The sequence below is a fragment of the Campylobacter concisus genome, from assembly GCF_002092845.1.
GTDB lineage: Bacteria > Campylobacterota > Campylobacteria > Campylobacterales > Campylobacteraceae > Campylobacter_A > Campylobacter_A concisus_AQ.
In genome coordinates this window covers 193,901-218,764 of the sequence record NZ_LVXF01000001.1, presented here as the reverse complement: position 1 = coordinate 218,764, position 24,864 = coordinate 193,901, and the positions used below count along the sequence as shown (strand labels likewise).

Sequence of the window (24,864 nt, the reverse complement as noted above, 5' to 3'; positions counted from 1 at the left end):
TTAAATTTCAAAGAGGTAAAAAATATGAAAGTAATGGTCGCAATGAGCGGTGGTGTAGATAGCACTATGACGGCTAAATTTCTGCAAGAAGCTGGTCATGAAGTGCAAGGTTGCTATATGATGCTACATCAAAAGCCAGGATATCACGAAGAAAATATCAGAAAAGTAAAAAAAGTAGGCGAGTATCTTGGCATAAAGGTGCATATTTTGGATCTGCAGGAAAAATTTAACGAGTTTGTCTATGATCCTTTTGTGAAGCTTTATAAAGAGGGCAAGACGCCAAATCCTTGTGCTTTGTGCAATAAATTTATAAAGCTTGGTGCGTTGCTTGATTTTGCAAAGGCAAATGGCTGTGAGAAGCTTGCTACTGGGCATTATGTGCAAGTTATTGATGGATTTATCACATGTGCAAAAGATCCTAGCAAGGATCAAAGCTACTTTTTAGCCCAAGTGCCAAAAGAGATATTAAAAGATGTTATTTTTCCGCTTGGGGATAAATTTAAAAAAGATATAAAAGAGCTTGCAAGAAGTGTAAAAGTGCTTGAAGAATTTGCTACGCAGGCAGAAAGTAGTGAAATTTGCTTTGTGGAAGATACCTATATCGAAGTTTTAAATAAGCATTACAATACAAATTTACCAGGAAACGTAGTTGATAAAGACGGCAAAATAATCGGCCGTCACCAAGGTTATATGCACTATACTATCGGTAAACGCCGTGGTTTTGAGGTTTTTGGCGCCCATGAGCCACATTTTGTTATAAAGATAAATGCCGATAAAAACGAGATCGTTGTAGGAACAAAAGATGACTTGGCTCAAAAGGTAGTCGAGCTTGAAAACGTAAATTTGTTTATAGATAAAGATAAATTTGATTGCGAAACCAAGATAAGATATAGAAGCCCTAAACTTGATGCTTTTGTTGAGGTTGATAAAGAGAATAAAACAGCAAAACTAACGCTAAATCAAAATGCACTTGGTGTGGCACAAGGCCAGCTTTGTGTTATGTATGATGGCGATAAGGTTATTGCAAGTGGATTTATAAAAGGCTAGTTTTAGCCTTTTATAAAAATTTATTGAGCTCTGTGCGATTTTTTCCAAATTAAGCTAAAATTTATTGACAAAATATATCTTTTCGTCTATAATACGAGCTCTTTTCAAGTGTTCCGGATTAGCTCAGCGGTAGAGTAGGTGACTGTTAATCACTTGGTCGCTGGTTCGAACCCAGCATCCGGAGCCATTCTTCTTCAAAAATCATTTTAAAATCCCGATTTTAACGATATTTTAAGAACTTTAAGTTTTCTTAGTTTTATAAAATTTGTTCCCTATTTGTTCCCGAAATTTTTTAATATTCCAATTTCTCGCCATGTTTTCTAAGTCAATCTAAGATGCTTTATTTTTGTTTTTAAAAACAAGAAAACATTTTTTATCCTAAATTACTCTAAAATACCCTAAGAAATCATAGGATATTAAAAATTTTTCAAAAACTATCCAAAAACTACTCAAAATAGCAAGAGTAAATGAAAAGTACATATAATTAGTTATATAAGAATAAGCATAAGGAGAAAATGGGATGCTTAACGAACTATATAACGATGTAGAGTACAAAACGCTTCTTGAGCACATATCTAGCCAATATAAAGGAAAGGTAGTTCTAGACAGAAAGCAAACCGCAGGGGTTCTTGGCATCGGCGTATCTACTCTTGATCTTCGTATATCGCAGGGCAGAGATATTCCGCGTTATATAAAGATGGGAGATGCAAAGAATTCTCGCATAGCGTTTGCGATAACGGACATCGCGACTTATATTTTTCAAAAAAGGGTTAAAACATGCTCTTAATTTCTATAGTAGATAATAAAGAAAAGGACTAAAAATGAGTGATGCTCTTCAAATAGGCGGACACAGCCTAGTTCTTTGTGTAAGAAGCGAATTCTTGACGCTCAAAAAGGCTATTATAAGGTATGAGCACAATGTTAGAGAGGTTAAGCACGCCTCTAAGATCGGATATCTTAGAGGCAACAGCCGTAATAATAGATACATAGTGCTTAGCGAATATAACGATAACGGCAATATGCGAGAGATGCCTAATAGCGATAGGGAATTTAGCGATAGAAAGTATATAAAAGCACTCTTGAAAAAATACCACGAAAAAATGAAGGCCGACTACGAAGCCCAAACTAAAATCTATAAAAACGGCAAGGTGGTAAAGAATCGTTGGCGAGAAAATATGGTCGGGTTTTCCGAAATAGTCATAAGTTTCGGCACCGATCGGAATAAAGAATCCAAAGAAGGGCTAAATAAAACCGAAGTAAATTTTATCAACGCTCAGGTCTCGCTCGACAGAGTTAGAAGATTTGCAAACGATTATTGCGCTAAATACGGCGTTAAATGCCTGCTAATCGCTGAGCACAACGATGAGAAAACTAAGCATTATCAGCTTATTTTTACAAATTACCAATTTGAAAACCATAAAAACCTTAGGTTCAACGGCAAAGGCGAGACGTTAAAATTTGGCAGAAGTATGCAAGAAATGGGCGGAGCGGCATTTGAAGGCATAGCAATGCGTGGCGAAATCGGCACTAAGGCAAGACATAAGAATTTAAAACAAATGCACAAAGATGAAAAAGAGTTTAATAATGAGCAAGAGTTTAAAAACAAAATTAGACAATCGATAGTCGATAGAGCAAGGAAGTATATAAAAAAGAAAGAGTCTATGTTTGGCAAAGATTATTTTAGACTGGAAATCGGAGACGATAAGGCTTTTATAACAAGTCTTACGAATTTGGTTTTAGATCAAATGAAGGACAATATAAACATAGTTACTGATAGCGAATTAAAACAAACGGTCGAGGAACTAACCAATCAGCTTTTAAACAAAGGTGAAGTAATAGCAAAAAATAATCAACTAGAACAATCTAACGAAGAGTTAATCCAAGAAAACGAAAAATTAAAAGAAGCAAACGCAAATCTAAATAATCAAGATGAAATTATAAAAGATAGAAATTTGCAAATAAGCGATCTCTCTGCCGAGCTAATCCAAAAAGATAACGAAAACATTAAACTGCAAAATCAAATAAAAAGCTTTGAAGCAGATAAAGAAAAAATAGAAGAATTAAAGCAAAAAGTAAGTCAAAGCGACATACTAAAAAGCGAGCTTGAAAAAGTCAATCAAGACCTAGAATATAAAGAAAAAACAAATCAATATTTAAAGCAAAGAAACGGATATTTAGAAGCATCCAAAATAAACGAAGAAGCCATAAAGAAAGATAACGATAATAAACAACTACAAATCGTTAAACTACAAACTTCTATAAATGGCAAAGATCGAAGAATATCCGAGCTGGAAGGAGAAGTAAAAGCTAAAGACGAAAGGATAGAAAATTTACAGGATAAGTTAACTGTATTAGAAAACTTTAAAACGAAGGTTATTAATTTTATCTCAAAAATAAGCAATCTAATACCGAATTTTAGCAGGTTGCTGGATGACGAACCAAATGAGGTAAAAAATGAGATAAAAGGCAAGATGTATAGTAGGGATGGGATGGAGATATAAGCAAGTTATCGGTAGCGAGAAATCTTTAATAGATTATTATAGAGTAGTACCGGTAGGACAAATTTTATCAAAATGACCAATATGTGATTTTGCTTTCAAAATACGATTTTAAAGACAAATTTAGCCAAAAGAGTAATATGCTAAATTTGCATATTACTTAAATAATTCTTAAAAAAATATACTAATTTTAAAACTAAATTTACATTTGCAGTTGTATAATAATCTCATAATTTTCAGTAATACCAGAAAGGATCAAAAATGGAAGAGATCGTAAAGACCACCTGTCCATATTGCGGTACGGGCTGCGGCATCGATCTTATCGTGCGAAACGGTAGAATCGTAGATGCCAAACCTAGCAAAGACCACCACGTAAACGACGGCGAGCTTTGCTTAAAAGGAATGTTCGGATGGGAGTTCGTAAACTCTCCTAAACGCTTAAGCCGTCCGATGATGAGAAAGCTAAACGGCGTCTACGACAAGCACGGAGAGCTTGAAGAAGTGAGTTTTGAGGAGGTTTATGATTTTCTCGCGGATAAATTTAAATCCACCGTCGCAAAATACGGCCCAAGCTCGATCATGGGCTTTAGCTCCGCGCGCTCAAATAACGAAGACAACTACGTTTTCCAGAAATTTTTCCGCGCCCAGGGCAGCAACAACGTAGATCACTGCGCCCGTCTTTGACACGCTCCTACAGTGGCAGGTCTTGCCAGCACGCTAGGAAACGGAACGATGACTAATGATTTAGTCGAATTTGCGACCGATACGGACGTATTTTTACTCATCGGCACAAACACGAGCGAGTGCCACCCGATCATCGCTATGCAGATGCAGCGCGGCCTTCAGCGAGGCGCCAAGATGATCGTCATAGATCCAAAGCGCACTGATATGGCTAAAAAAGCCGATATTTTCTTGCAAATCCCGATCGGAGCGAATATCAAAACGCTAAACACGATGATGCACGTCATAATCGCCGAAAATTTGCAAGATAGCGAATTTATCGAGAAGTACTCCGAGGGATTTGAATATCTAAAAGAAGCGGTTAAGGACTTTACGCCCGAGCGTTTCGAGCGCGAAACCGGTATAAAAAAAGAGCTCATCATAGAGGCAGCTAGAATGTATGCTAAAGCAGGCGCGGCGGCGATTTGCTACACGATGGGTATCACGCAGTTTAGCGACGGTACGTCAAACGTCTTTTCGCTATCAAATTTAGCCGTTTTAACCGGAAATTTAGGCAAAAAGGGCGCTGGCGTAAATCCTCTGCGCGGTCAAAACAACGTCCAAGGCGCATGCGATATGGGCGCGCTGCCTAACGTCATCCCGGCAGGAGCGGTAAACAGCCCTTATGCGCAGGAGCAAGCGCGCAAAGTATGGCACTTTGAGCTAAATCCGGTTCCTGGCTTTAAGCTAACGCAAGCGCCCGATAAAATGGATAGCGGCGAGCTAAAAGTCCTCTACGTCTACGGCGAAAACCCCGTAATGAGCGACCCTTGGACCGAGCACTTCGTCCACGCCGTACATCACCTAGACTGCTTTATCGTGCAGGATCTTTTCTTTACCGAGAGCGCGCACAAGGCCGATGTGGTGCTACCTGCCGCGGGCTGGGGCGAGAAGGACGGAACCTTTATCAACACCTCTCGCCGCGTCCAACGCACTCGCAAAGCTAGCGAGCCCGTTAACGGCGTGGAGCCTGATTGGAAGGTCGTTTGCAACATCGCAAACCGCATGGGACTAGAGGGGTTTGATTTTGCGAGCCCTGAGCAAATTTGGAACGAGCTAAGGGAGCTTATGCCTAAATTTTTCGGCGGTATCAGCTACTATAGACTAGGCAAGCTAGGAGGTATCAGCTGGCCGTGCCCAGACGAGGAACACCCTGGCACGCCGGTACTTTACTCCGATCACAAGTCCATGCTGCCGGGCGGTAAATTCCGCTTTGCGCCGGTGCTTTACTTAGACGATAAAGAGGGGCGCGCAAAGGCCGAGGCCGAATTTAGAGCCAAGATGAATATCCCAGAGGGCTACCCAGTCGGTAGCGGCGCGCTTAGCGAGGTGCCAGACGAGGTATATCCGTGCCTATTTACGACAGGACGCAAGGTCTATCACTACCACACCGGCACGATGACTAGAGAGTGTCCGGCTCTTGAATACGGCGCGGGTATCGAGGGCGCGCTCATCGAGGTAAGTCCCGATATCGCTCGCGAGAGGGAGCTGGAGGAGGGCTGCTACGCGCTCGTACAAAACAAACGCGGCCAGATCGCCGCCAAACTGCGCGTAAATCCGGATCTAAAAGAAGGCACGATATTTACGACCTTCCACTACAGCGAGGCCGACGGTAACGAGCTAGCAAACGCGGGCGATCCAGATCCGCTCTCGGGCATCACGCCGCTAAAGATGACGATAGCAAATATCAGGCGTCTAAGCGAAGAGGAATTTATCAAATTTAGAGAGCAAAACGAGATGTCGATGCACTCGGCAAATCCGTATTTGTCTCCTATTAGAGCGTAAATTTAGGGCGGGAGACCGCCCTTTCTACTTAAATTTATCCATTTTTATTTTAAATTTACCCGCATTCAAATTTGACGAACTACCCATGTAAAATTTAATGAAATCAAAGAAGCATGAGTCAAATTTGACGCAGACAAACCGCGTCAAATTTGATGAGATTGCTCGCTCCCGCAATCTCGGCAAGAGCGAGCTAAATTTTAAGATTTTATTTTAAGCCTATCGCCAGCATAGTAGGCGAGCTTCCAGGTCAGAGTTTGTTTTAGGTCTTTAAAGCCGTAGCCGCGAGCCTTGACTCTATCGCCGTAGATTTTTTCTATCATTGCAGATTCGCCTACTAGCAGTGCCTTTGTCGAGCACATCGCCGCACAAACCGGCACTTTGCCTTCGGAAATTCTATCCTGGCCGTACTCTTCGCGCTCGGCTTCGCTATTCGTCGGTAGCGGACCGCCTGCGCACATCGTGCACTTATCCATCGAACCTTTGGCGCCAAAAACTCCCTCGCGCGGGAACTGAGGCGCACCGAACGGACACGCGTATAGACAGTATCCGCAGCCGATGCAGATATCTTTGTCGTGTAGTACGATACCATCGCTCCTGATATAAAAGCAATCAACCGGGCAAACCAGCGAGCACGGCGCGTCCTCGCAGTGCATGCAGGCTATCGAGGTTGAAATTTCCTTACCTGGTACGCCTTCGTTTAGCGTGATGACGCGGCGGCGGCGGATACCAAGAGGCAGCTCGTGAGCCTCGTCGCAAGCCACCGCGCAGCCGTTACAGTCGATACATCTATCGTCGTCGCAGTAAAATTTAAGTCTATTATTATCGTTAAATTCGCTCATTTTACGCCTTTTCTATGCGGCATAGACCGCTTTTGGTTTCAGGTATTTGAGTGACTATATCGTAGCCGTAGTTAGCGACGGTATTTGCGCTCTCGCCTACCGCATAAGGCTTGGTGCCTTCTGGGAAATTACCAGTCATATCGATGCCTTGCATGTATCCAGCCCAGTGAAACGGCAAGAATATAGTATCTAGTTTGACCGACGGTACGACTCTAGCTCGTACCTTGATTTTCGTGCCTTCAGGCGAATGAATCCATACGAAATCCCAGTTATTAATGCCGTGTTTAGCCGCAAGCTCAGGATGGATATCCGCAAACATCTCAGGCGTGATACGCGATAGATACATACTAGCGCGTGTCTCCATACCCGCGCCGCTAAAGTTTACAAGGCGTCCCGTAGTCAAATTTATCGGGAATTCTTTCGAGAAGTCCTTACTTAGCTGCAAGCTCTTGTATTTCGTAAATACGCGGTAGTGATTCGGCTTATCCTCAAAGCTCGGATACTTCTGCGCAAGGTCTTGGCGAGGCGTATGTAGCGGCTCTCTGTGCTGCGGTATCTGATCGACGAAGGTCCAAACTACCGCTCTAGCTCTTGCGTTGCCGTACGGTGCAATACCCTTTTCCATACATTTTTCTGCGATTATACCGCTACCGTCCGTGGCCCAAGTAGCGCCCATTTTTTCGCGCTCTTCATCCGTTAGCTTGATGCCTAGTATCTTTTCGATGTTATCTTTTTTGATCTCCGGATATCCGCCGCTTTGAGCGCCGCCTACAGGCGCGCTACCGTCGGCGGCTAGCTGATTTACGCCGTTGTGCTCTAGGCCGAAGCGGTTTCTAAAGCCCATGCCGCCTTGCATTACCGGTCTACTTATATCGTATAAATTTGGACTGCCAGGGTGTTTTTCCGTCCAGCAAGGCCACGGCAAGCCGTAGTATTCGCCCGCTACCTCGGTGCCCTCTTTGCCCATTAGCGTTTTTTCGTCAAATTTATCCCAGTTAGCCTGATGGCGTTTTAGACGCTCCGGCGTCCAGCCAGTTAGGCCGATGCTTTTTACGATGCTAGCGATCTCGCGAGTAGCAGCCTCCGGCCACTCGATCTTACCCTCGGAGTCTCTGATCGTGCGAGTTAGCTCGTCGTAAAAGCCTATTCTCTTTGCTAGCTCAAATAAAATTTCGTGATCGGGCATACTCTCAAACAAAGGCTCTACGACCTGGCTTCTCCACTGGCCGCTGCGGTTTGTGGCTACGACCGTGCCGCTACCCTCAAACTGAGTCGCCGCAGGCAGTAGATAGACGCCATCTTTTTTATTTGTTATAACGCCGGCGTCGTTTACAAAAGGATCAAGCAGTACCAAAAGCTCAAGGCCGTCAAGACCCTCTTGAACTTTTACTTGTTGAGCTGTCGAGGTGATACCGTTGCCGATGACGATTAGCGCTTTTAGGCTATCGCCTGCGTTTTCAACCGGGTCATTGCCGTTTTTACCGTCAAGTACGCCAGCCCACCAGCGAGCTAGGGTAAATCCCGGCTTAAACATCCACTCTGGTTTTACGAAATTTCCTTGTAGCCACTCGTAGTCTACTTTCCACATCTTAGCGAAGTATTTCCAGGTGGCTTCGTTTTTAGCGTAGTATCCAGGCAAGCTATCGGGCGCGTTTGCCATATCGCTAGCGCCTTGGACGTTGTCGTGACCGCGCAGGATGTTGCAGCCGCCGCCTGATACGCCCATATTTCCTAGTACTAGTTGCAGGATCGGAGCGATACGAGTGTTTGAGCTACCTATGGTGTGCTGAGTTAGACCCATCGCCCAAACGACCGAACCAGGGCGGTTTTTTGCAAAAACTTCGGTTATCTCTTTTAGCGTCGCAGCCGGTACTCCGGTTACGTCTTCTACCACTTCAGGCGTCCATTTTGCAGCCTCTTTGCGGATCTCATCGATACCGTATGTGCGGTCTTCTATAAATTTCTTATCTTCCCAGCCGTTTTCAAAGATGAGATTCATCATGCCATACATAAAAGGTATGTCCGTACCTGGGCGAATTTGAGCGAAATAATCAGCCTTAGCCGCAGTTCTCGTGTATCTTGGATCGACCACGATCAGCTTCGCGCCGTTATTTTCTTTCGCTTTTAGAAAATGCCTAAATCCTACCGGGTGGTTTACAGCCGGATTTGCGCCGATTATAAAGATAGACTTCGCGTTTTGGATATCTCCAAGGTGATTAGTCATAGCTCCATAACCCCACGTATTCGCCACACCGGCGACTGTTGCGCTATGTCAAATTCTAGCTTGGTGATCTAGGTTGTTCGTCCCAAACATCGCGGAAAATTTGCTGATGTAGTAGCTTTGCTCGTTGCTGTCTTTTGCAGAGCCTAGAAACATCACTTGTTCAGGGTTTTTCTCGCGATACGCCTTTAGTTTGGCGCCGATCTCGTCAAGCGCGTCTTTGTAGCTGATGCGTTTCCATTTGCCGCCTACTTTTTTCATCGGGTATTTCACGCGGCAGTGAGAGCGCACCATATCGATGACGTCGCTGCCCTTACAGCAGTGGCCGCCCGCGCTTACCGGGTGATCTTGGGCTACTTCTTGGCGTACCCAAACGCCGTTTTCTACCTCGGCGCGCACTCCGCATCCAACGGAGCAAACCGTACAAACGGTTTTTACGATTTTAGAGTTTGGAAACGGATTTGCCATTTCTTCTTTTGTGGCACTTCTAGTTACGCCGCTAGCAGCCAGCCCGCTCATGCCGCCCGCTACGCCTGCTAGCGCGGCCATTTTTAAAAACGATCTTCGCCCGACTGCGTTTGAGTGGGGCATAAGACGTAAATTTGCCTCAGACATATTCATCCTTTCTTAAATTTTATTATTTCGCTTGTTCGTAGTATAGATCCCAGTTTTTGCTTCTTTTATAAAGCACTTCGGTCTTTTTGCTTTTACCGTATTTTAGGTTTGACGCCGCTGCCGTCGCTACTCCGGCCGTAGCCGCTGCCGCGCCGACTAGCCCCGCCTTTTTTAAAAATTCTCGCCTATTTTTTTGCATTTTCTTCCTCCATAGCTTTTAGCTTTCTCACTCGGTTTTTTTGCCTTCTTATGGCCTCGGATCTTGAAACTCCGTCCAAGGTCTTTTTGTTTTCGCCTTGATTTATAGGACGAGGCGCGTTTAAAACTACGCGCTCAAACTCTATAAATCCTTGCAGAAGTACCGCTACGTCTTTGTAAATTTCGCTGCTTTCGTGATTAAAAAGATTCTCTATAAACTCGTCGATGTTTGGATTTATGATCTCTTTAAAGAGCTGCTCCTCAAGCTCGCCGTATAGCTCCAGCTCGCTCTCTCTCGCGATAAATTCGCTCATTAGTGCAAACACGAAACCCACGTTGTCTTCGTTTTCTTTAAATTTAGCCTCGTCGCGCCTAATGTCTGTGCGGGCTAAAATTTTACGCACTTTTGCGCAGGCGTGTCCGACCTCATAGCCCTCGTCGTAGTAGGATAGCGAGTTTCTGAGCGGACTTGGCAGAGCGTGGAAAATTTCATCGAATTCATCCGCTAAATTTTGCGAATTTTTCTCGTCGAATTTTGCCTGTATGCGCATTATCGCGGCGGCCGATTCCTCGTTTAGAGCGTGCGCCGAGGCAAGGCCTAGCATCGCGTTTACGCCGCTAAATCTATCGGCTTCTTGGCTAAAAACAAAAAAACGCGAAAATAGCGAGTAGTAAAGCCCACGTCCCGCCGCAAATTCGCCCTTGCTAGTCATCGCCTTCCTTTATCATTTTTGTCTATTTTTTGAGATTTTTCTCGATTGTGAAACTATACTACTTTTTGGCTTATTTCTTATACTTAAAAAAAAATAAATCAAAAAAATTAATATATACTTAAATATGCCTTAGTTGCATATTGCTTACGGCGAATTTTAGGAGGTAAAATAAATATGAAATTTCAGCATATATATTGCATTTACGCTTCATTTTGATATTTACTTTTAACTCGGCTATTTTAACGGGCGTTAAACGAGCCTAAATTTAAAATCAGGAGCGAAATTTGCAAAATTTCGGGGCTCACTCAAGCCCCAAAAACGCTCCTTCGTCAAATTTAAAATAAATCCTCTCGCCGACATTAAAATTTTGCGAATTAGGCGCCAGGGTTTTTATCAAAAAGTCGCCGATTTTGATTTTTACCAAAAGATCTTTGCCAAGATAGAGCGAAACCGAGTGCAAGATGCCGCCTAAGTAGCCTTCTATCGGCGTTTTGCTTAGCGTTATTTTACTTGGATTTACGGCGATTTTTACGGCATTACGTAAATTTTGCGGCAAATTTACGTTCGCGTTTTCGTCAAATTTTAAAACCCCGCCATGCGTGTCAAAAATATTTTTGTACTCAAATTCGCACACGCGGCCCTTGTGTAAAAAGACGTTTTCTTCGGCGACCGCGCTTAGCCATTTGTCGTCGTGGCTAGCGATCACAAAGCCGCAGCCGTATCTTTGCCGCATATAAAGCACCGCCTTGCCGAAAAGCTTTGAGGTGCCCACGTCCACGCTATTTGTCGGCTCGTCGAGTAGATAAAGCCGCGATCTAAGCGCCAAATTTAACGCAAAGCTAACGCGCTGCGTCTGTCCCGAGCTAAGCTCAAAGTGGCGCTTGTTCAAAAAGCTCTCGTCAAGCCCGACCAAATTTAACGCCTCGCTCGCCCTTTCGTTAAATTCCGCTAGCACTCCGCGGCTTTTTAAAACGGCTCTAAAATTTTCCCTCACGGAGCGTTTTAAAAGTGCCGGTTCGGGCAACAAAATGCTAACGTCGCGCAGTAAATTTAGACTCGGCGCGCTGCTCCCCCACAGCCGCACTTCGCCGCTAGTGGGCTTTTGTAAAAACGACATTACTCGCATCAGCGTGCTTTTGCCGCTGCCGTTGCTGCCCGTTAGCGCGGTGATTTTACTAACGTCGATATCAAGGTGCGGGATGTTTAAAATCTCGCTCGCGCCGTAGTTTAGGCGTAAATTTCTAACGTTTATCACTTTGCGCCTTTCTCGTTAAATTTACAAAAAAGCTCAAATTTGACGCGCCTAGAGCGCATTTTGCGAGCGTAAAATTTCTAATTTTATCAAATTTCATTTATCCAGCCTTTTTAGCGCGTGTATCGTCAAATTTACGGCAAATGCGATAAAGATAAGTACCAAAGCCAGCGCTATACCCATTGCAAACTCACCCTTATTCGTCTCCAGCGACACCGCAGTCGTGATCGTGCGAGTAAAGTATTTGATATTTCCGCCGATCATCATCGCCACGCCGACCTCGGCCACGATACGCCCGTACGCCGTCGCTACGACTACCATCAAAGCGTATCTTAGCTCGTAAAGCACGCAGCCCACTAGCCGCGGCGCGCTCAGGCGTAAATTTAGGATGGTTAGATAGTGTTTTTTGTCCATATTTTCCACGACGCTAGCGCTTAGCGAGACGATGATAGGCAGAGCCAGCACGAACTGGCCGAGCATCACGGCCTTTAGCGTAAAAAGCAGTCCAAACTCGCCAAACGGGCCGTTTCGCGTGATAAATGCGTATAAAATAAGCCCGATCGCAACGGTGGGCATCGCAAGCGCCGTATCGCTGAGCAGTCTCAAAATCCTGCGCCCTTTAAAATCGTAAAATCCCAGCGTAAAGCCTAGCGGAAAACCGACTAAAATCGTAAAAAATATCGAAACGCTCGAAGTGTAAAGCGTCGCCCTGATCGCCGAATACGTTTCCTCATCGCCGCTAAAAAGCAGCCTAAAGGCCTCTAAGAATCCGTTTAGTAGAAAGTCCAAATATTATTTCTCCGTATGTTTATATGGTTAATTTAATATGCTATAATAGCATACTTTTAAAAAAGGAGAAAAATGAAAAAAGTAATATTAGGCTCGCTAATCGCGAGCGTTTTGGCGTTTGCGGGCGATAGCGAACTCATCATGGCTACCACCACCAGCACCGATAACACGGGGCTACTAGACGCGATCTACCCTGCGTATAAGGCAAAAACCGGCGTCGATATCAAATGGACCGCCGTAGGCACGGGCGCTGCTTTAAAACTTGGCGAAAACTGCGATGCGGACATACTTTTCGTGCATTCGCCAAAAGTTGAGAAAGAATTCGTAGAAAAAGGTTTTGGCGTCGAGAGAAAAGCCGTAATGTACAATGATTTCGTCGTTATCGCCGATAAATCTATCGCCGATAAATTTAAAGGCAAAGACATAAAAGAGAGCTTTGAGCTGATCAAAAAAGAGAATATCAAATTTTTCTCTCGCGGCGATAAATCAGGCACTGACAACAAAGAAAAAGGTATCTGGAAAAAAATCATCGGCGAAGTGCCTGAAAAAGACAGCTGGTATATGCAAACCGGCCAAGGCATGCTAGCTACCATCAACGCTGCAGCCGAGCAAAAGGGCGTGACGTTCACCGACCGCGGCACCTACATCAAGTACGAGGACACCAAAAAAGGCGCGCCTGAGATGGTCATCATCAACGAGGGCGACAACGACCTAAAGAACTTCTACTCGCTAATCGCGGTAAATCCGAAGCACTGCGCTAAGGCCGACATCGAAAACGCAAATAAATTTATAGAGTGGGCGACGAGCGAAGAGGGTCAGAAATTTATCGGCAACTTTAAGCTGCTAGATAAGCCACTTTTCACGCCTGACGCGAATACTCGCAAAAACTAATTTTATTTACGCGCAAATTTGAGTCGAATTTATGGCTTAAAATTGCGTGATTCGGGCGCGCTTTGCGCCCTTTTTATAAATCAAAATTTATTTTGCCTCTTCTTCAAATTTAAACTCTCCGACGTTATTTTTAAACGTCTCAAAACATTTATTACTAACAACTTCGTCTTTAGTGTATGCTTGATATAATTTTAGTAATTCTAAAGTCGTTATTATTAATATACCTTCACTTTTTGCATAGCTTATTTGATTGGCATGTATCGGCTCCCTTTTGCCAGGCTCTATGTCGCGTTGAGGGTTAACTATTAGCAGGCCTTTTACATTGCCAGGAGACTTGGTATCGTCTTCGGCTATTAAATCAGTTACATGTTTCTTGCACTGTGCTATATTGCTATTTTTGACGTTTGTATTTATTCCCTTTATCTCTACCATAAAGTTAACATCTTCAAATTCGAATCTAAAATCTTCTTTTTTCACATCTGTAAAATGACTGTCTTTTAGCTTGAAAATATCTACTAAAATTTCCTTCACTACACCAACTAGCTCATCTCCTATTGAATATAGGATTGATTTAAATCTATTATTTTTAGATATTTCTTTTTCTAATACATCAAGTTGTTTTAATATTTCATCTTTTTCACTCAAATAACTTATATTACTAAAATGCTCTATATTGTTTATCCATTCCGGAGCTACAGACTTCTGATATTTAGACAATATAAAATAAAGAACCGCGCGAGCCGCATTATTGTCTTTTATGTCTAGTGTTGTTATATATACGCCATTAATCTCCAATATAACATTTTTTCCGCCGTTTGATTTTTTTAACGATCTGTGTATAGACTCATCAAAAACAAAATCAGATAAGAATGTGTAATCATCTATTTTAGTTACACTTCTTTCATATCTGATAGTTGGAAAATTACGTATCATTGGCGATAAAGAATCCGGAAAATATTGGATTATACTAGATATTTTTATATTGGAAATACTTATTGTCCAGCCATCGCCACTAATTTCTTCTGTTGTTATATTTTGTGGCATTATTATCAAAGTATTACTTTTTTAGTTTCCTTAAGTATTTCTGATAATAAGCTAGCAAATCCTTTAATGTCCAAACATATACTTTTCCTTTTATCAGATTTCCAGAGCTTACCATCATTAAAATCTATTATATTAAAGTCAAATTCATCAAAACTTCTCGGCTCGCTTATTTTGCTTATACAAAAACTTTCATCTCTCAAAAAGCAAGTGCGTTTAGTTAGTATTTGAATCTTCATTTTATACTCCAAATAGTTTATATAATTTGTATAAATTCCAATTTTTATATATTAAATTTTATTTTTTTGCTTAGAAAATTTTCCCGCCGAATATCTCATACATCGCCTTTTCCTCGCCCCAAAGCTCGCGGTGCTTTTTGATACAGGATTTTATCGCGCCAACTAGATATAGCACGTCTTGCTCGGTGTGCGTGTAGTGCAGGCTCACGCGTACGAAGCCGGGCTTACTTTCTGGCATGCGCCCCTCCTTGATACCCAGCAGATCGTGAGCGTACGGGCCAGCGCACATCACGCCCGCGCGCGTCTGGATACCGAAGTCGTTGCTAAGGCTCGCGGCGAAATCATACGCCGAGACGCCACGCACGTTAAAAGAAATTATCGGCAGCCGCGGCGCGCCCTTTGGAGCGTAGTTTACGATCTCGTCAATGCCTGCTAGCTCGCTCTCAAAAAGCCGCGCGAGCTCGTCCTCGATGCTTTTTATCCTCTCAAAACCCACCTCGTTTCGCAGCGCGTATGCCAAATTTGCCCGCATGAGCCCGATTATGGGCGGCGTACCGCCTTCTTCTAGCTGCTCGGGATTTTTCAAAAATACGTGTCCTTCGCGGCTGGCGTAGGCGACCGTCCCGCCCGCGGCAAATGTCGGCACATCGCTATTTAGCAGCTCCTTTTTGATCGCCAAAAGCCCGCAGCTAGCAACTCCGCCGAGTAGCTTATGCGGCGAGAGGAAAATCGCGTCGAAGTAATCGCAGTCTAAATTTGCGTGCGAGCTCAGCGCCGCGCAGTCAAAGGCCACGATACCGCCCGCGGTCCTGATTAGTTTGCTGATTTTTTTATAATCGCTGATGACGCCCGTTACGTTTGAGGCGGCGCTAAACGAGCCGATGATGCGGCATCCGGCATTTAGCTTCAGGATGCGCTCGAGTGCGAGCAGATCGATCTCGCCAGACTCGCTAAGCGGCACGCGCATGTAGTCGCAAAGCCCCTCGCGTAAGCTAAGTTCGTTTGAGTGATGTTCGTACGGCGAAACGAGCACGAGCGGAAGCTGTGCGGCGCGTAAATTTGCCTCGCCGATCGCGCTTCTGGTCGCAGGCGGCAGATAGATGCCCAGTATCTCCTGAAATTTCTTGATCGCAGCCGTCGCGCCCTGTCCGCAAGCGATGAGATAAAACCGCTCGTCAAGCCCAAGTAGCTTTTTTAGGCTCTCTCTCGCGCCCTCGTAGCGCCGCTGCGTGATGATGGCGCTTGAGCTACTGTCGGAGTGGGTGTTGGCGTAGGTTTTTAAAACGTCCGCTATCTCGCGCTCTACGGGCTCATAAGCAAGCCCTGAAGCCGTGTAATCAAAATAGTGCACGCCAGGTTTTAGGATGATATTTTTTCGAATTTCGTCTAAATTTAGCATTTCTTACTCTTTAAATTTGATACGGTAATTATAGTAAATTTTCGCAAATTTAGGGCTTTTGCGGTGGAAATGATTTAGTAAATTTGGAGATTAAATTTGAGCAAGCTAAATTTAACCGCAAAGCGGCAAATTTAACTTGATACAGCAGAGAAGCGCGAGCCACAGAGGCTCACGACCATTTTATTATTTGTTTATAAAATTTTTCTCTAGCCACTCGATAGCTTTTGCTTCGGTTTCGAAACGTCCGCTTTTAGCGACCTGATTTTGCCCCTCGTAGAAGCGAATCCTGATACCGTCTTGGACGCTATCTACCTTTATTCTAGTGATCTTGTCTTTGTTTAGATAGACCCTATCGTTTAGTTTTACGTACATTTTTTCTCCCTTAAATTTGATGTGGTTTTATTTCTTTTTATCGTTTGCGTCGTCTTTGGTCGAGTCCTTTTTCTCGCCGTCTTTTTTCAAAAACAACTCCTTAAAGCGCTTGTCCGCAAAATCCTCTATGTCGTTTTGAAGCTGCCTATAGGCGTTTATGAGCTCATGCGCGCGCTCGTTTAGCGTCGTGCCTGCGTTTTCTCCGCCGCCTTGTTTGGTAGTAAAGAGCTCCTCTTTTAGATTTTTTTGCAAAATTTGCAGATGATTCCAGCATTTTTTATAGTTCATGCCTAGGATTTCGGCGGCCTTTGAGATCGAGCCGACCTCGGCGATGACGTCTAGGACTTCTGTTTTACCCTTGCCGAAGATCAGCTCGCCCTCGTCGTTTTCTATCCAGGTTTTGGTTTTTACTCTCATCTTTTTTCCTTTCTTCTCCTTAAAACACCCCAACTGGCAGTATTTTACGTCGATTTTATAGTCTTTTAGCGTCGAGCGTATCGTCTTTAGCCCCACGCCCGCAGCCGCGTCTCTAGCGTCTTTGCACAGGATTCTGTCTTTTTCGTCGGTCATCTGCTTTAGCTGCGTCATCACGGTGTATTTGCCGCGTCCGTTTTCCAACCCGCCAAACTGCCCTAGCTCGCAGTTGTCGATCTTTACGCCCATTTTTTCGGCCTCGTCGCTAACCAGCCCGACCTCTACGCCTAGCTTTGCGGCGATCTTAAACGCCGCGCCGCAGTCCAGCCTGCCTTTTGGGTTTAGCAGTTTTGCGATCAGTTCTCGGATTTGCTCACTCATAGATTCTCTCCGCGCCGCTATACACGTTTATGTTTTCGCCGCGAGCAAAGCCGCACAGCGTGAGGTTAAATTTACGCGCTATCACGACGCCAAGGCTAGTCGGAGCCGTGCGCGAGACGAGCACTGGGATACCGTGCATGACAGCCTTTGCTACCATTTCGGAGCTTAGCCTCCCGCTTACCATCAAAAACGAATTTTGCAGCTGCACTCCTGCTAGTACCGCTTTGCCGACGGCTTTGTCTATGGTGTTGTGCTGAGCGATATCCTCGCCGATGTAAAACTGCTCGCCGCTAACAAAAAGCTTAGCCGTGTGCACGCAGCCAGTCATCTCGTAAAGCTCGCACTGCGTGTAAAACTGCCCCATCTGGCGCAAAATTTCGTCTTTGTGAAATTTAACCTCGCCCTTTATCGAACGTGCCGCCATAGCCTCTGGATCGATGTTTGCCGTCGAGCTGCGTCCGCAGCCGCTGATTATCACCTTTTCCTCGTCAAACTGCTCAAGTCGCTTTTCGTTGATTTTAGCCTTTACCCGCACGCTTAAAGCGTCGTCTGAGAGCTCGATACTCTCGATATCCTCAGGGCTTGCAATCAAATTTTCGCTGATTAGGTAGCCTGCGGCCAGAGCCTCCTGATCGGTCGGAGTCGCCATCACCGCGCCGAAACGCTTGCCGTTTATGTAGATCTCAAGCTTGATCTCGCGCACCAAAATATCATCCACGGCGCTTTTTTGCGCGCCTTTAAATTTGATGATTTGCGTCGTAAAAATAGGTTGCATTATTTTCCTTAATTTTTGCGAAATGATAGCTTGAAAATCTAAATTTAAGATTTGATTGTAGTGAATTATTGCTTAAATCAAGCAAAAACTTAAACGTATTTTAGCGCGTTTTTATCGGTATCTGATGATGATTTGTATATACGAATTTAGCATATATCTTAAGATATTTTTGACCACGATTTTATCATTATCTATTATTTGCATAAGAAATGAAGGAATAATAAAAAAATAGCATAAGGCTAGAACGAGATCGCACATAACTTGCCGCATATGTAGGTTAAATCTTGAAAAATCATAAATATAATTTGCGGCCTGACGTAAGACCGAGAAGGAAATTTATATTATAGAGTCGAGTCAAAAAACTAATTTTGTCAAGCCGTATTTTACTGTTATATAGCCCGTGCATGACTCAAACACGCCGACCGTATATAAAAAGCCCTTAATTATATTCATTAAGGGTTTTTTATATGAAAACTTAGACATTTTATCGGCGAGAAATCATTTTAGAGAGATAAAGTTTCGTCTAAGTTTTTATATTTTTCTTTTGCTCGGTCAAAGAAAAATATCGGCCGTCTGCCAAGACCTTACAGCAAACTCAATTTGAGTTTGCTAAGTAAGTATTATATTAACATATTGTCTTATGTGGGGGTTGTTTATTCTTGATGTTTTGATAAATCATATCAAGTTCTAAGACTGCATTATGGAATTTGAAGCGATTGTCTTTTATTAAGTTAAAGTAAATTTTGGTTTATACGGAAATTTACTTTTGTTTTTTTATTTGGTATTTTAGCTCAAATTTTAAAAATTGAGATTTTGTTGGTTTTTATATAGCATAAATAAAGATTAAAGTAGAGATTGTTTTTTGAGCAAGAAATAAAAATTAAAAAGAAGAGTATTTTTGTGTGGGATTAAGATTATTTAACAAAACAAGCATCGTTATAATATAGCCGTATTTATTTTTGTAGTCGTATTAAAAATCTCGATTTGGTTGTGTTTTAAATATGCCCATGTTATAAGAGCCTTATTTTTCCAAATCCTAGCTATCGTATCCGCAAGAATCCCGTCTTGAGAACCTACAAAGCTTAATATTTTTTCTTCTGCATTGGTTTGAGCATTTATTAGATAATTAATCTCACTCAAACTATCGCCACTCTTTTACCGCAAGCTTTTATGTAGTTAAAGAATGTTTTATACTTTATGTCATACGCTCCGCTTTCTATTCTAGCTACGGCTGATTGGGTTATGCCCATCCTTTTAGCTACCTCGCTTTGAGTTAGACCCGCCTCGTTTCTAGCGTCTATTAAGGTTTCTATGGCTTTATATTCGTCCTCTAGCGCATCGTATTGCGCTTTAAATTCCGGATTCTTTAGCTCCTCTTTTAAAACTTCTCTAAAATTAACGGTTCTCATCTTTAAACTCATTCAGTCTTTGTTCTGCCAAATTTAGTATACTTTTAGCCGTCTTTTGCGTTTTTTTAACAAAAGTTAACAGGATTATTATCCTTTTACCCATTTCATAACAATATATACTTCTAGCTATACCTTCATCAGACTTTATGCATCTCAAATAGTCCGCCTTTTAGGCTTTTGGTATGCGACTCTCCTAAGCTATTGTCTCTAGTCTCTAAAAGCTCGAACATTTTATAGCCTCTTTGTCTAAGTCTTACGGGTAATCCTAAGAACTCATCTTTTATGGCTTCGTTTGCAAATTCTACGCTCCGCATCGTAACCCTTTTATGCGACTAAGTCTTATTGTGCCATATATGCTATAAAATGCAGTTTGTTTTATATGCTTATTGCTGAATAAACAACTTGACATAAAATTATTCATACAACCTCTCCACCATCTCCCTTCCGCTATCTGGCATTAGTTTAGCGTATCTTAAGGTATGGTTGATATCAGAGTGATTCATTAGCTTTTTTATCGTTAGTATCGGAGTGCCCTTTATAGCAAGATGCGAAGCGAACGTATGCCTAAGGGTGTGAATGACTACTCTATTGGTTGCGTCGCTTATATCTAAATTCTGATTAAAAAGCTTGTTTAGTAACGGCTGTAAAACGTTTTGAATAGTAGCTTTTGGCTTATTTACTAAAAAATCGTTCGGGGATAGGGCGGTATAAATTTGATTTATCATTTCTAACGCCCTTTTGCTTAAAAACCCTGTATACGTGCTCTTTGTTTTAAAATCGCTTATGGTGACCGACTTGGTAGATAACGCTAAATCCTTTTTCTTGATATTTAAAATTCCTTCTAATCTAGCTCCCGTACAAAGCGCAAGCTCAACGAACAGCTCTAGGGCAAAGTCTTCTTTGCTTGCCACTTCATTTCGCAAAAGCCCTATCTCTATAAGCTCCAAAAATCTCTCTCGCTTGTTGCTCGGCTTTTTTAGTTCTATCTTGTATGGGCTAATATGATCGATAAGGTCATTTTTTATAGCGTGATTAAAAATCGTCCTAACTATACCCATTATAACGTTTATCCTGGATTGCGACAGCTTTCGTTTGGTTTTAGGTGAGATTATCTGAGAAATATCTTTATGATGCTCATTTATCATCTCGAGTGTTATCTGCGTCGTGGCTAGACCGCCTAACTTATCCTTATGGTAAATTTCGTAATCTCGTCTTTGCTCTTTTATATTGACGGCGTTATCGGGTTCTTTTTCTAGCTTAAATCCGAAAAATGCGTCTGCGATCTCATCAAATTTAAGCGAGTTTTTGTTGTTCTTGGCTATTATTTTCTTGGTTATGCTATCTGGCAATTCGCCGTTTCTTTGCTTGGCGTCGAATTCTTTCTTTTTATTATATGCGTAGATTATATTTACGCCTTCGGATTTTGATCCGATTTTTACGTTGGCCTTTTTGCCTTCAAGCGTAACTCTCATATAAAAAACCACGTCGCCGCTAGCTAGATTATTAAAGAAAATTCCCGGATATTTATTGACTCCAAAAGCAGAGTTGTAATTTAAGCTTTCCTGCCATAATACCCCCTAAATTTGTTTCCTATTTGTTCCCGAAATTTGTAAAAATGTATGATATTTTAGTGTAACTTAGAATATGCTTAAGCTATTAAATGGCGTATTTTAGGGATTTATAGAGTATTTTGGAGTATTTAAGAATTATATATTTTTGAACCCAGCATCCGGAGCCATTTTTCTTCAAAAATCATTTTAAAATCCCGATTTTAACGATGTTTTAAGAACTTTAAGTTTTATTATTTTTTTGTATTTTTCCCCTTTATTTACCCTCAGATTTATTTGCTGTTTCAAAGTATATCGTTCTGTTCGCGGTCAAAATACTATTAGATATTCATCTTTGGACGAAGTTAAAACAATTTTCCTTTATTCATTCTAGCTTCATTTAAGGCTTTTATAATGCGCTCATCCAAACGAAAGTTGGAAATTAAAAATAAAAGGATCAAAAATGAAAAAGGTATTAGGTGCAGCAGTTTTAGCAGCAATTTTAGGAGCAACAAGTTTGCAAGCAGCCATCACATCAAAGGATGCTTTAAACATAGCTGAGAAAAACTTCCCAGGCTCAAGCGTCAAAGATATCGAGATGGATGCCAAAAACGGTGTGACATTTTATAAGATAGTGTCTTTTAAAGATGGCGTCAAACAAGATATCAAGATCGATGCCAATAGCGGTCAGATCGTTAAAATGGAGAATAAAAACAAAAAACATATCTTGCCGATCGAAGCGGTAGATTTTTCAAAATTTGCTCTAAGCATCGATGAGGCTGTGGCCAAAGCTCAAGCGCTTGAAGCTGGCTGGAGTCTTGATGAGGCAGACCTTGATAATAAAAATGGTGCTTGGATATACAAAGTAGAGCTTAAGCGCGACAGGAGCGAGAAAAAAGTGATCATAAACGCTCAAACTGGCGAGATAATCGGCAACTATACAAAGTGATCTAGCGCCCTTTTTTGGGCATTAAATTTTTATAAAGGTGAAAAAGATGAGTGAAAATTTAGATCAAAATTTAAATGAGAAAGTTAGCAAGCAGAGTTTAGAGAGAAATTTGAATAAAAATTTAAACGAAAATAAAGTCGCTGATTTTAGCAAAAACGAGAGAGAAAATTTAAGTAAAAATGCTGCTAATAAAAATAGTTACAAAAATTTAGACAAGAGCGAGCAAAGCCCTGAAAATTTAGATAAAAATTTAAGCCAAACAGCTCCGAAATGCAAAGCTCAAAATTTCTTTAAAAATGCGCTTGAGCTTTCACTTCAAGGTGCAGCGGATTTGCTCATCTACGCAGGCAAGGCTGGAGTGTGGCTATCAAACGCTTCAAACCACCTAAAAAACGAGGTGAAAAGAGCGGAGCTATCAAAGATAAATGAAGAGCAGGCCAAATTTGAAGGGCTGGCTTGCATCACACCAGAAAGAGTTAAAGAGCTCATTTTAGAGCGCCTAAAAGTAGAGCCAAACGAGGTGGAATTTTCGCCGATCTATCTAGCTAAAAAACAAAGCTTTGGCACGCTTGGAGTGGAGTATTTTTATGACGCAAGGGCTAAATTTAATGGCTTTTTATATGATTTCAAGATAGGCGCAGCAAATGGCGAAATTTTAAATCTAAAAATAAAAAGCTAAATTTGTTAAAATAGCTAGCAAAACCAAGCGAGGCGAAGATGAAAATTTTAGTCGTTGAGGATGAAATAGACCTAAATAGCGTCATCACAAGACACCTAAAGAAAAACGGGTATAGCGTCGATAGCGCATTTAACGGCGAGGAGGCGATGGACTTTACCGCCGTGGCGCACTACGATCTCATCGTGCTTGATCTTATGATGCCAGTGATGGACGGACTTACATTTTTGCAAAGATCGCGCGCCGCAAAGCTAGCGACCCCTGTGCTGATACTAACGGCAAAAGACGATGTGGACGACGTTGTAAAGGGGCTTGATGCGGGCGCGGATGATTATTTGATAAAGCCATTTGATTTTAAGGAGCTACTAGCTAGGGTACGCACGCTCATTCGCTGAAACAGCGGCAATGCGGCTAATGAAATTTATGCAGGCGAGCTAAAGATCGATCTTTCAAAAAAGTCGGTCGAATTTGGCGGCGAGCAGATCGAGCTAACTGGCAAAGAGTATGAAATTTTAGAGCTTTTGATGCTAAACAAGGGCAGAATTTTAACCCGCGATCAGATCAAAGAGCACGTTTGGGATTTCGACTACACAGGCGGCTCAAACGTCATCGATGTGCTTATAAAAAACATAAGAAAAAGCTTGGCGAGTGCGAAATAATCCAAACCAAAAGAGGGCTTGGCTATGTTATTAAGGATTAAGCAAGCTCTCGCAAATATCCAAATAACCGCGCGCGTAACGCTTTGGTACTCATTTTTTATCATCGTTATCGTGGCGGCACTAGTTGCTATCTCGGCGGTCGTGGCGGATGAGGTTTTTGAGGATGCGAGCCAAAAAAAGCTAGCCAAATCAGTCACCAAGATCGCCAATAATATGGATGAGTTTGAGCCATATGATGATGGGATATTTTTTATAAAATATAACGCAAAAGGCGATGTGATCGGCGGTTTAGCGCCAAAGCGCTTTCAAATTTTACTTAAAATGAATAGCGGTGCAGTGCAGCTTTATGAAGAAGGAGAAAACCGCTTTTACTACTACGATATCGCAGCCAAAGGCAAAGATGTCTGGGTCAGAGGTGTGATAAATGCGGAAAAATTTTTCAAAAAAGAGGGGCTATTTTTACTAGCGCTTGGCGTTTTTGTGCCGGTTTTATTTCTCTTTGTGCTTTACGGCGGCTACAAAACGATAAAAAACGCGATTAAACCAGTTGCTACGATGTCAAAGGCTGCGCTTGAGATAGGCAGCAGCCGGGACTTTTCAAAGCGCATAGACCTACCTGCTGGCAAAGACGAGCTGCACGCGCTTGCGAGCGTTTTTAACCAGATGCTTGACTCGCTTGAAAAGGTCTATCAAAGCGAAAAACAGCTCACCTCAGACGTCTCGCACGAGCTGCGAACGCCGCTATCTGTCATCATGGCTGAGAGCGACTACGCTAAAAACTACTCACAAAATTTGGACGAGGCCAAAGAGTCACTGGAGGTCATCACTAGGCAGTCAAGGAAAATAACCTCGCTTATAGATCAAATTTTGGAGCTTTCAAGACTGGAATCTGGCAGAAATTTGGAGCTAAAGCGCATAAATTTAAGCTCTATCTTGCAAAATTTAGCCACCGACTATGAGAAGCTAGCAAGCGCCAAAGGGATAAATTTTAGCTACGATATAGCGTCAGACGTTGAAATTTTGGGCGATGAGCTGATGATTTCGCGGCTAATCGATAATTTTTTAAGCAATGCACTAAAATTTGCTGCAACTAAGATTGAACTATGTTTGAGCGCATCAAAAACGCACACACTTTTGTCTGTAAAAGACGATGGCATGGGCATCTCTAAAAAAGATAGCGAGCTAATCTGGAATAAATTTTATCAAGTTGAAAGCTCAAGAAACAAAAGCCTAAACACAGGTAGCGGACTAGGACTTGCTATCGCTGCAAACATCGCTAAAATTCACGGCGCAAAGCTTGGAGTAAAAAGCGAAGTTGGAGCTGGAAGCGAATTTTGGGCAGAATTTGAGCTTGTAAATTTAAAAGAAGTGAAAATTTAGGCAGTTTGCTAAGACAAAATTTATGAAATAGCAAATAAATACGAGTATAAATTTA

Annotated in this window: 26 protein-coding genes and 1 tRNA gene; 11 read left to right on the top strand and 16 right to left on the bottom strand. The window is 42.4% G+C overall.

From position 1 onward, the window contains the following. The first annotated feature begins 24 nt into the window (after positions 1 to 24). The 5 genes from mnmA to A3854_RS01075 all read left to right on the top strand — a co-directional run bounded on the left by mnmA (position 25) and on the right by A3854_RS01075 (position 6,050). Entirely contained in the window at positions 25 to 1,047 is a 1,023-nt protein-coding gene (gene mnmA, locus A3854_RS01100) for a tRNA 2-thiouridine(34) synthase MnmA (protein ID WP_084040957.1), read from the top strand. Positions 1,048 to 1,159: 112 nt separating this feature from the next. Continuing rightward, positions 1,160 to 1,234 (top strand) — tRNA-Asn (locus tag A3854_RS01095). A 333-nt stretch (positions 1,235 to 1,567) separates the two neighbouring features. Further along, positions 1,568 to 1,834, top strand: a complete 267-nt coding sequence (locus A3854_RS01090; protein ID WP_084040956.1) for a helix-turn-helix transcriptional regulator — start codon at positions 1,568 to 1,570, stop codon at positions 1,832 to 1,834. A gap of 34 nt (positions 1,835 to 1,868) precedes the next feature. Further along, positions 1,869 to 3,548, top strand: a complete 1,680-nt coding sequence (locus A3854_RS01085; RefSeq protein ID WP_084040955.1) for a hypothetical protein — start codon at positions 1,869 to 1,871, stop codon at positions 3,546 to 3,548. Positions 3,549 to 3,806: 258 nt separating this feature from the next. Then, positions 3,807 to 6,050: a molybdopterin oxidoreductase family protein gene (locus A3854_RS01075; RefSeq protein ID WP_257639848.1), complete on the top strand. Its 2,244-nt coding sequence runs from the start codon at positions 3,807 to 3,809 to the stop codon at positions 6,048 to 6,050. 197 nt (positions 6,051 to 6,247) lie between these two features. Here the strand turns inward: A3854_RS01075 and fdh3B are convergent, their stop codons facing one another. The 6 genes from fdh3B to tupB all read right to left on the bottom strand — a co-directional run bounded on the left by fdh3B (position 6,248) and on the right by tupB (position 12,677). Further along, positions 6,248 to 6,889 (bottom strand): formate dehydrogenase FDH3 subunit beta, encoded by a 642-nt coding sequence (gene fdh3B, locus A3854_RS01070; RefSeq protein ID WP_084040953.1) that lies wholly within the window; start codon positions 6,887 to 6,889, stop codon positions 6,248 to 6,250. A gap of 1 nt (position 6,890) precedes the next feature. Next, positions 6,891 to 9,701, bottom strand: coding sequence for a formate dehydrogenase subunit alpha (locus tag A3854_RS01065; protein WP_257639852.1), 2,811 nt, complete (start codon positions 9,699 to 9,701; stop codon positions 6,891 to 6,893). A 46-nt stretch (positions 9,702 to 9,747) separates the two neighbouring features. Further along, entirely contained in the window at positions 9,748 to 9,924 is a 177-nt protein-coding gene (locus A3854_RS01055; protein ID WP_084040950.1) for a twin-arginine translocation signal domain-containing protein, read from the bottom strand. After that, positions 9,911 to 10,636: a TorD/DmsD family molecular chaperone gene (locus A3854_RS01050; protein ID WP_084040949.1), complete on the bottom strand. Its 726-nt coding sequence runs from the start codon at positions 10,634 to 10,636 to the stop codon at positions 9,911 to 9,913. Before A3854_RS01050 ends, A3854_RS01055 begins: the two co-directional genes overlap by 14 nt. A 301-nt stretch (positions 10,637 to 10,937) precedes the next feature. Beyond that, the gene (gene tupC / locus A3854_RS01045) at positions 10,938 to 11,891 is read right to left on the bottom strand and encodes a tungstate ABC transporter ATP-binding protein TupC (RefSeq protein ID WP_084040947.1); all 954 of its coding nucleotides are present in this window, start codon (positions 11,889 to 11,891) and stop codon (positions 10,938 to 10,940) included. 93 nt (positions 11,892 to 11,984) lie between these two features. Next, a complete protein-coding gene (gene tupB, locus A3854_RS01040) occupies positions 11,985 to 12,677 on the bottom strand; it encodes a tungstate ABC transporter permease TupB (protein ID WP_084040945.1) in 693 nt (230 codons plus the stop codon). 72 nt (positions 12,678 to 12,749) lie between these two features. Here tupB and tupA point away from each other — a divergent pair, with 72 nt between their 5' ends. Further along, positions 12,750 to 13,568, top strand: a complete 819-nt coding sequence (tupA, locus tag A3854_RS01035; RefSeq protein ID WP_084040943.1) for a tungstate ABC transporter substrate-binding protein TupA — start codon at positions 12,750 to 12,752, stop codon at positions 13,566 to 13,568. 87 nt (positions 13,569 to 13,655) lie between these two features. On the opposite strand, the gene A3854_RS01030 is transcribed toward tupA, so the two are convergent. From A3854_RS01030 to A3854_RS00985, 10 genes are all read right to left on the bottom strand, one after another. Further along, positions 13,656 to 14,621: a hypothetical protein gene (locus A3854_RS01030; RefSeq protein ID WP_141081815.1), complete on the bottom strand. Its 966-nt coding sequence runs from the start codon at positions 14,619 to 14,621 to the stop codon at positions 13,656 to 13,658. Between the two features lie 297 nt (positions 14,622 to 14,918). After that, the gene (locus A3854_RS01020) at positions 14,919 to 16,247 is read right to left on the bottom strand and encodes an aminotransferase class V-fold PLP-dependent enzyme (protein ID WP_084040937.1); all 1,329 of its coding nucleotides are present in this window, start codon (positions 16,245 to 16,247) and stop codon (positions 14,919 to 14,921) included. A gap of 183 nt (positions 16,248 to 16,430) precedes the next feature. Further along, entirely contained in the window at positions 16,431 to 16,619 is a 189-nt protein-coding gene (locus tag A3854_RS01015; protein WP_002951016.1) for a hypothetical protein, read from the bottom strand. A gap of 27 nt (positions 16,620 to 16,646) precedes the next feature. Continuing rightward, positions 16,647 to 17,414 carry a winged helix-turn-helix domain-containing protein gene (locus A3854_RS01010; protein WP_084040935.1) on the bottom strand — a complete coding sequence of 256 codons (768 nt, stop codon included), beginning with the start codon at positions 17,412 to 17,414 and terminating at the stop codon, positions 16,647 to 16,649. After that, entirely contained in the window at positions 17,407 to 18,189 is a 783-nt protein-coding gene (fdhD, locus tag A3854_RS01005; RefSeq protein ID WP_002951020.1) for a formate dehydrogenase accessory sulfurtransferase FdhD, read from the bottom strand. Before fdhD ends, A3854_RS01010 begins: the two co-directional genes overlap by 8 nt. A 936-nt stretch (positions 18,190 to 19,125) precedes the next feature. Further along, positions 19,126 to 19,329 carry a hypothetical protein gene (locus A3854_RS01000; protein WP_084040933.1) on the bottom strand — a complete coding sequence of 68 codons (204 nt, stop codon included), beginning with the start codon at positions 19,327 to 19,329 and terminating at the stop codon, positions 19,126 to 19,128. Continuing rightward, positions 19,326 to 19,598: a helix-turn-helix domain-containing protein gene (locus A3854_RS00995; RefSeq protein WP_084040996.1), complete on the bottom strand. Its 273-nt coding sequence runs from the start codon at positions 19,596 to 19,598 to the stop codon at positions 19,326 to 19,328. The genes A3854_RS01000 and A3854_RS00995 overlap by 4 nt, the downstream gene beginning before the upstream one ends. Beyond that, a complete protein-coding gene (locus tag A3854_RS09730) occupies positions 19,585 to 19,701 on the bottom strand; it encodes a type II toxin-antitoxin system RelE/ParE family toxin (protein WP_257639851.1) in 117 nt (38 codons plus the stop codon). Before A3854_RS09730 ends, A3854_RS00995 begins: the two co-directional genes overlap by 14 nt. Before the next feature lie 34 nt (positions 19,702 to 19,735). Further along, positions 19,736 to 19,912, bottom strand: coding sequence for a type II toxin-antitoxin system RelE/ParE family toxin (locus tag A3854_RS09725; RefSeq protein ID WP_257639847.1), 177 nt, complete (start codon positions 19,910 to 19,912; stop codon positions 19,736 to 19,738). A 99-nt stretch (positions 19,913 to 20,011) separates the two neighbouring features. Beyond that, positions 20,012 to 21,070: a tyrosine-type recombinase/integrase gene (locus A3854_RS00985; protein WP_180378626.1), complete on the bottom strand. Its 1,059-nt coding sequence runs from the start codon at positions 21,068 to 21,070 to the stop codon at positions 20,012 to 20,014. Between the two features lie 538 nt (positions 21,071 to 21,608). Between A3854_RS00985 and A3854_RS00980 the strand changes: the two genes are divergently transcribed. The 5 genes from A3854_RS00980 (at position 21,609) to A3854_RS00965 (ending at position 24,809) form a co-directional block, all read left to right on the top strand. Beyond that, positions 21,609 to 22,094: a PepSY domain-containing protein gene (locus tag A3854_RS00980; protein WP_084040929.1), complete on the top strand. Its 486-nt coding sequence runs from the start codon at positions 21,609 to 21,611 to the stop codon at positions 22,092 to 22,094. Positions 22,095 to 22,140: 46 nt separating this feature from the next. Continuing rightward, positions 22,141 to 22,773, top strand: coding sequence for a hypothetical protein (locus A3854_RS00975; RefSeq protein WP_084040927.1), 633 nt, complete (start codon positions 22,141 to 22,143; stop codon positions 22,771 to 22,773). Between the two features lie 38 nt (positions 22,774 to 22,811). Continuing rightward, positions 22,812 to 23,165 carry a response regulator gene (locus tag A3854_RS09720; RefSeq protein ID WP_257639846.1) on the top strand — a complete coding sequence of 118 codons (354 nt, stop codon included), beginning with the start codon at positions 22,812 to 22,814 and terminating at the stop codon, positions 23,163 to 23,165. 129 nt (positions 23,166 to 23,294) lie between these two features. Beyond that, complete coding sequence (locus A3854_RS09715; protein WP_257639845.1) at positions 23,295 to 23,429, top strand: winged helix-turn-helix domain-containing protein; 135 nt, start codon at positions 23,295 to 23,297, stop codon at positions 23,427 to 23,429. A 24-nt stretch (positions 23,430 to 23,453) separates the two neighbouring features. Then, positions 23,454 to 24,809: a HAMP domain-containing sensor histidine kinase gene (locus A3854_RS00965; RefSeq protein WP_084040925.1), complete on the top strand. Its 1,356-nt coding sequence runs from the start codon at positions 23,454 to 23,456 to the stop codon at positions 24,807 to 24,809. The last annotated feature ends 55 nt before the right edge of the window (positions 24,810 to 24,864 follow it).

Excerpts from the sequence above, each read along its gene's own strand:
- mnmA (WP_084040957.1), top strand. The coding sequence starts at position 25 with ATGAAAGTAATGGTCGCAATGAGCGGTGGTGTAGATAGCACTATGACG.
- A3854_RS01090 (WP_084040956.1), top strand. The coding sequence starts at position 1,568 with ATGCTTAACGAACTATATAACGATGTAGAGTACAAAACGCTTCTTGAG.
- A3854_RS01085 (WP_084040955.1), top strand. The coding sequence starts at position 1,869 with ATGAGTGATGCTCTTCAAATAGGCGGACACAGCCTAGTTCTTTGTGTA.
- fdh3B (WP_084040953.1), bottom strand. The coding sequence starts at position 6,889 with ATGAGCGAATTTAACGATAATAATAGACTTAAATTTTACTGCGACGAC.
- A3854_RS01055 (WP_084040950.1), bottom strand. The coding sequence starts at position 9,924 with ATGCAAAAAAATAGGCGAGAATTTTTAAAAAAGGCGGGGCTAGTCGGC.
- A3854_RS01050 (WP_084040949.1), bottom strand. The coding sequence starts at position 10,636 with ATGACTAGCAAGGGCGAATTTGCGGCGGGACGTGGGCTTTACTACTCG.
- tupA (WP_084040943.1), top strand. The coding sequence starts at position 12,750 with ATGAAAAAAGTAATATTAGGCTCGCTAATCGCGAGCGTTTTGGCGTTT.
- A3854_RS01020 (WP_084040937.1), bottom strand. The coding sequence starts at position 16,247 with ATGCTAAATTTAGACGAAATTCGAAAAAATATCATCCTAAAACCTGGC.
- A3854_RS01015 (WP_002951016.1), bottom strand. The coding sequence starts at position 16,619 with ATGTACGTAAAACTAAACGATAGGGTCTATCTAAACAAAGACAAGATC.
- A3854_RS01010 (WP_084040935.1), bottom strand. The coding sequence starts at position 17,414 with ATGAGTGAGCAAATCCGAGAACTGATCGCAAAACTGCTAAACCCAAAA.
- fdhD (WP_002951020.1), bottom strand. The coding sequence starts at position 18,189 with ATGCAACCTATTTTTACGACGCAAATCATCAAATTTAAAGGCGCGCAA.
- A3854_RS00995 (WP_084040996.1), bottom strand. The coding sequence starts at position 19,598 with ATGAGAACCGTTAATTTTAGAGAAGTTTTAAAAGAGGAGCTAAAGAAT.
- A3854_RS09730 (WP_257639851.1), bottom strand. The coding sequence starts at position 19,701 with ATGGGTAAAAGGATAATAATCCTGTTAACTTTTGTTAAAAAAACGCAA.
- A3854_RS09725 (WP_257639847.1), bottom strand. The coding sequence starts at position 19,912 with ATGCGGAGCGTAGAATTTGCAAACGAAGCCATAAAAGATGAGTTCTTA.
- A3854_RS00985 (WP_180378626.1), bottom strand. The coding sequence starts at position 21,070 with ATGAGAGTTACGCTTGAAGGCAAAAAGGCCAACGTAAAAATCGGATCA.
- A3854_RS00980 (WP_084040929.1), top strand. The coding sequence starts at position 21,609 with ATGAAAAAGGTATTAGGTGCAGCAGTTTTAGCAGCAATTTTAGGAGCA.
- A3854_RS00975 (WP_084040927.1), top strand. The coding sequence starts at position 22,141 with ATGAGTGAAAATTTAGATCAAAATTTAAATGAGAAAGTTAGCAAGCAG.
- A3854_RS09720 (WP_257639846.1), top strand. The coding sequence starts at position 22,812 with ATGAAAATTTTAGTCGTTGAGGATGAAATAGACCTAAATAGCGTCATC.
- A3854_RS09715 (WP_257639845.1), top strand. The coding sequence starts at position 23,295 with ATGCTAAACAAGGGCAGAATTTTAACCCGCGATCAGATCAAAGAGCAC.
- A3854_RS00965 (WP_084040925.1), top strand. The coding sequence starts at position 23,454 with ATGTTATTAAGGATTAAGCAAGCTCTCGCAAATATCCAAATAACCGCG.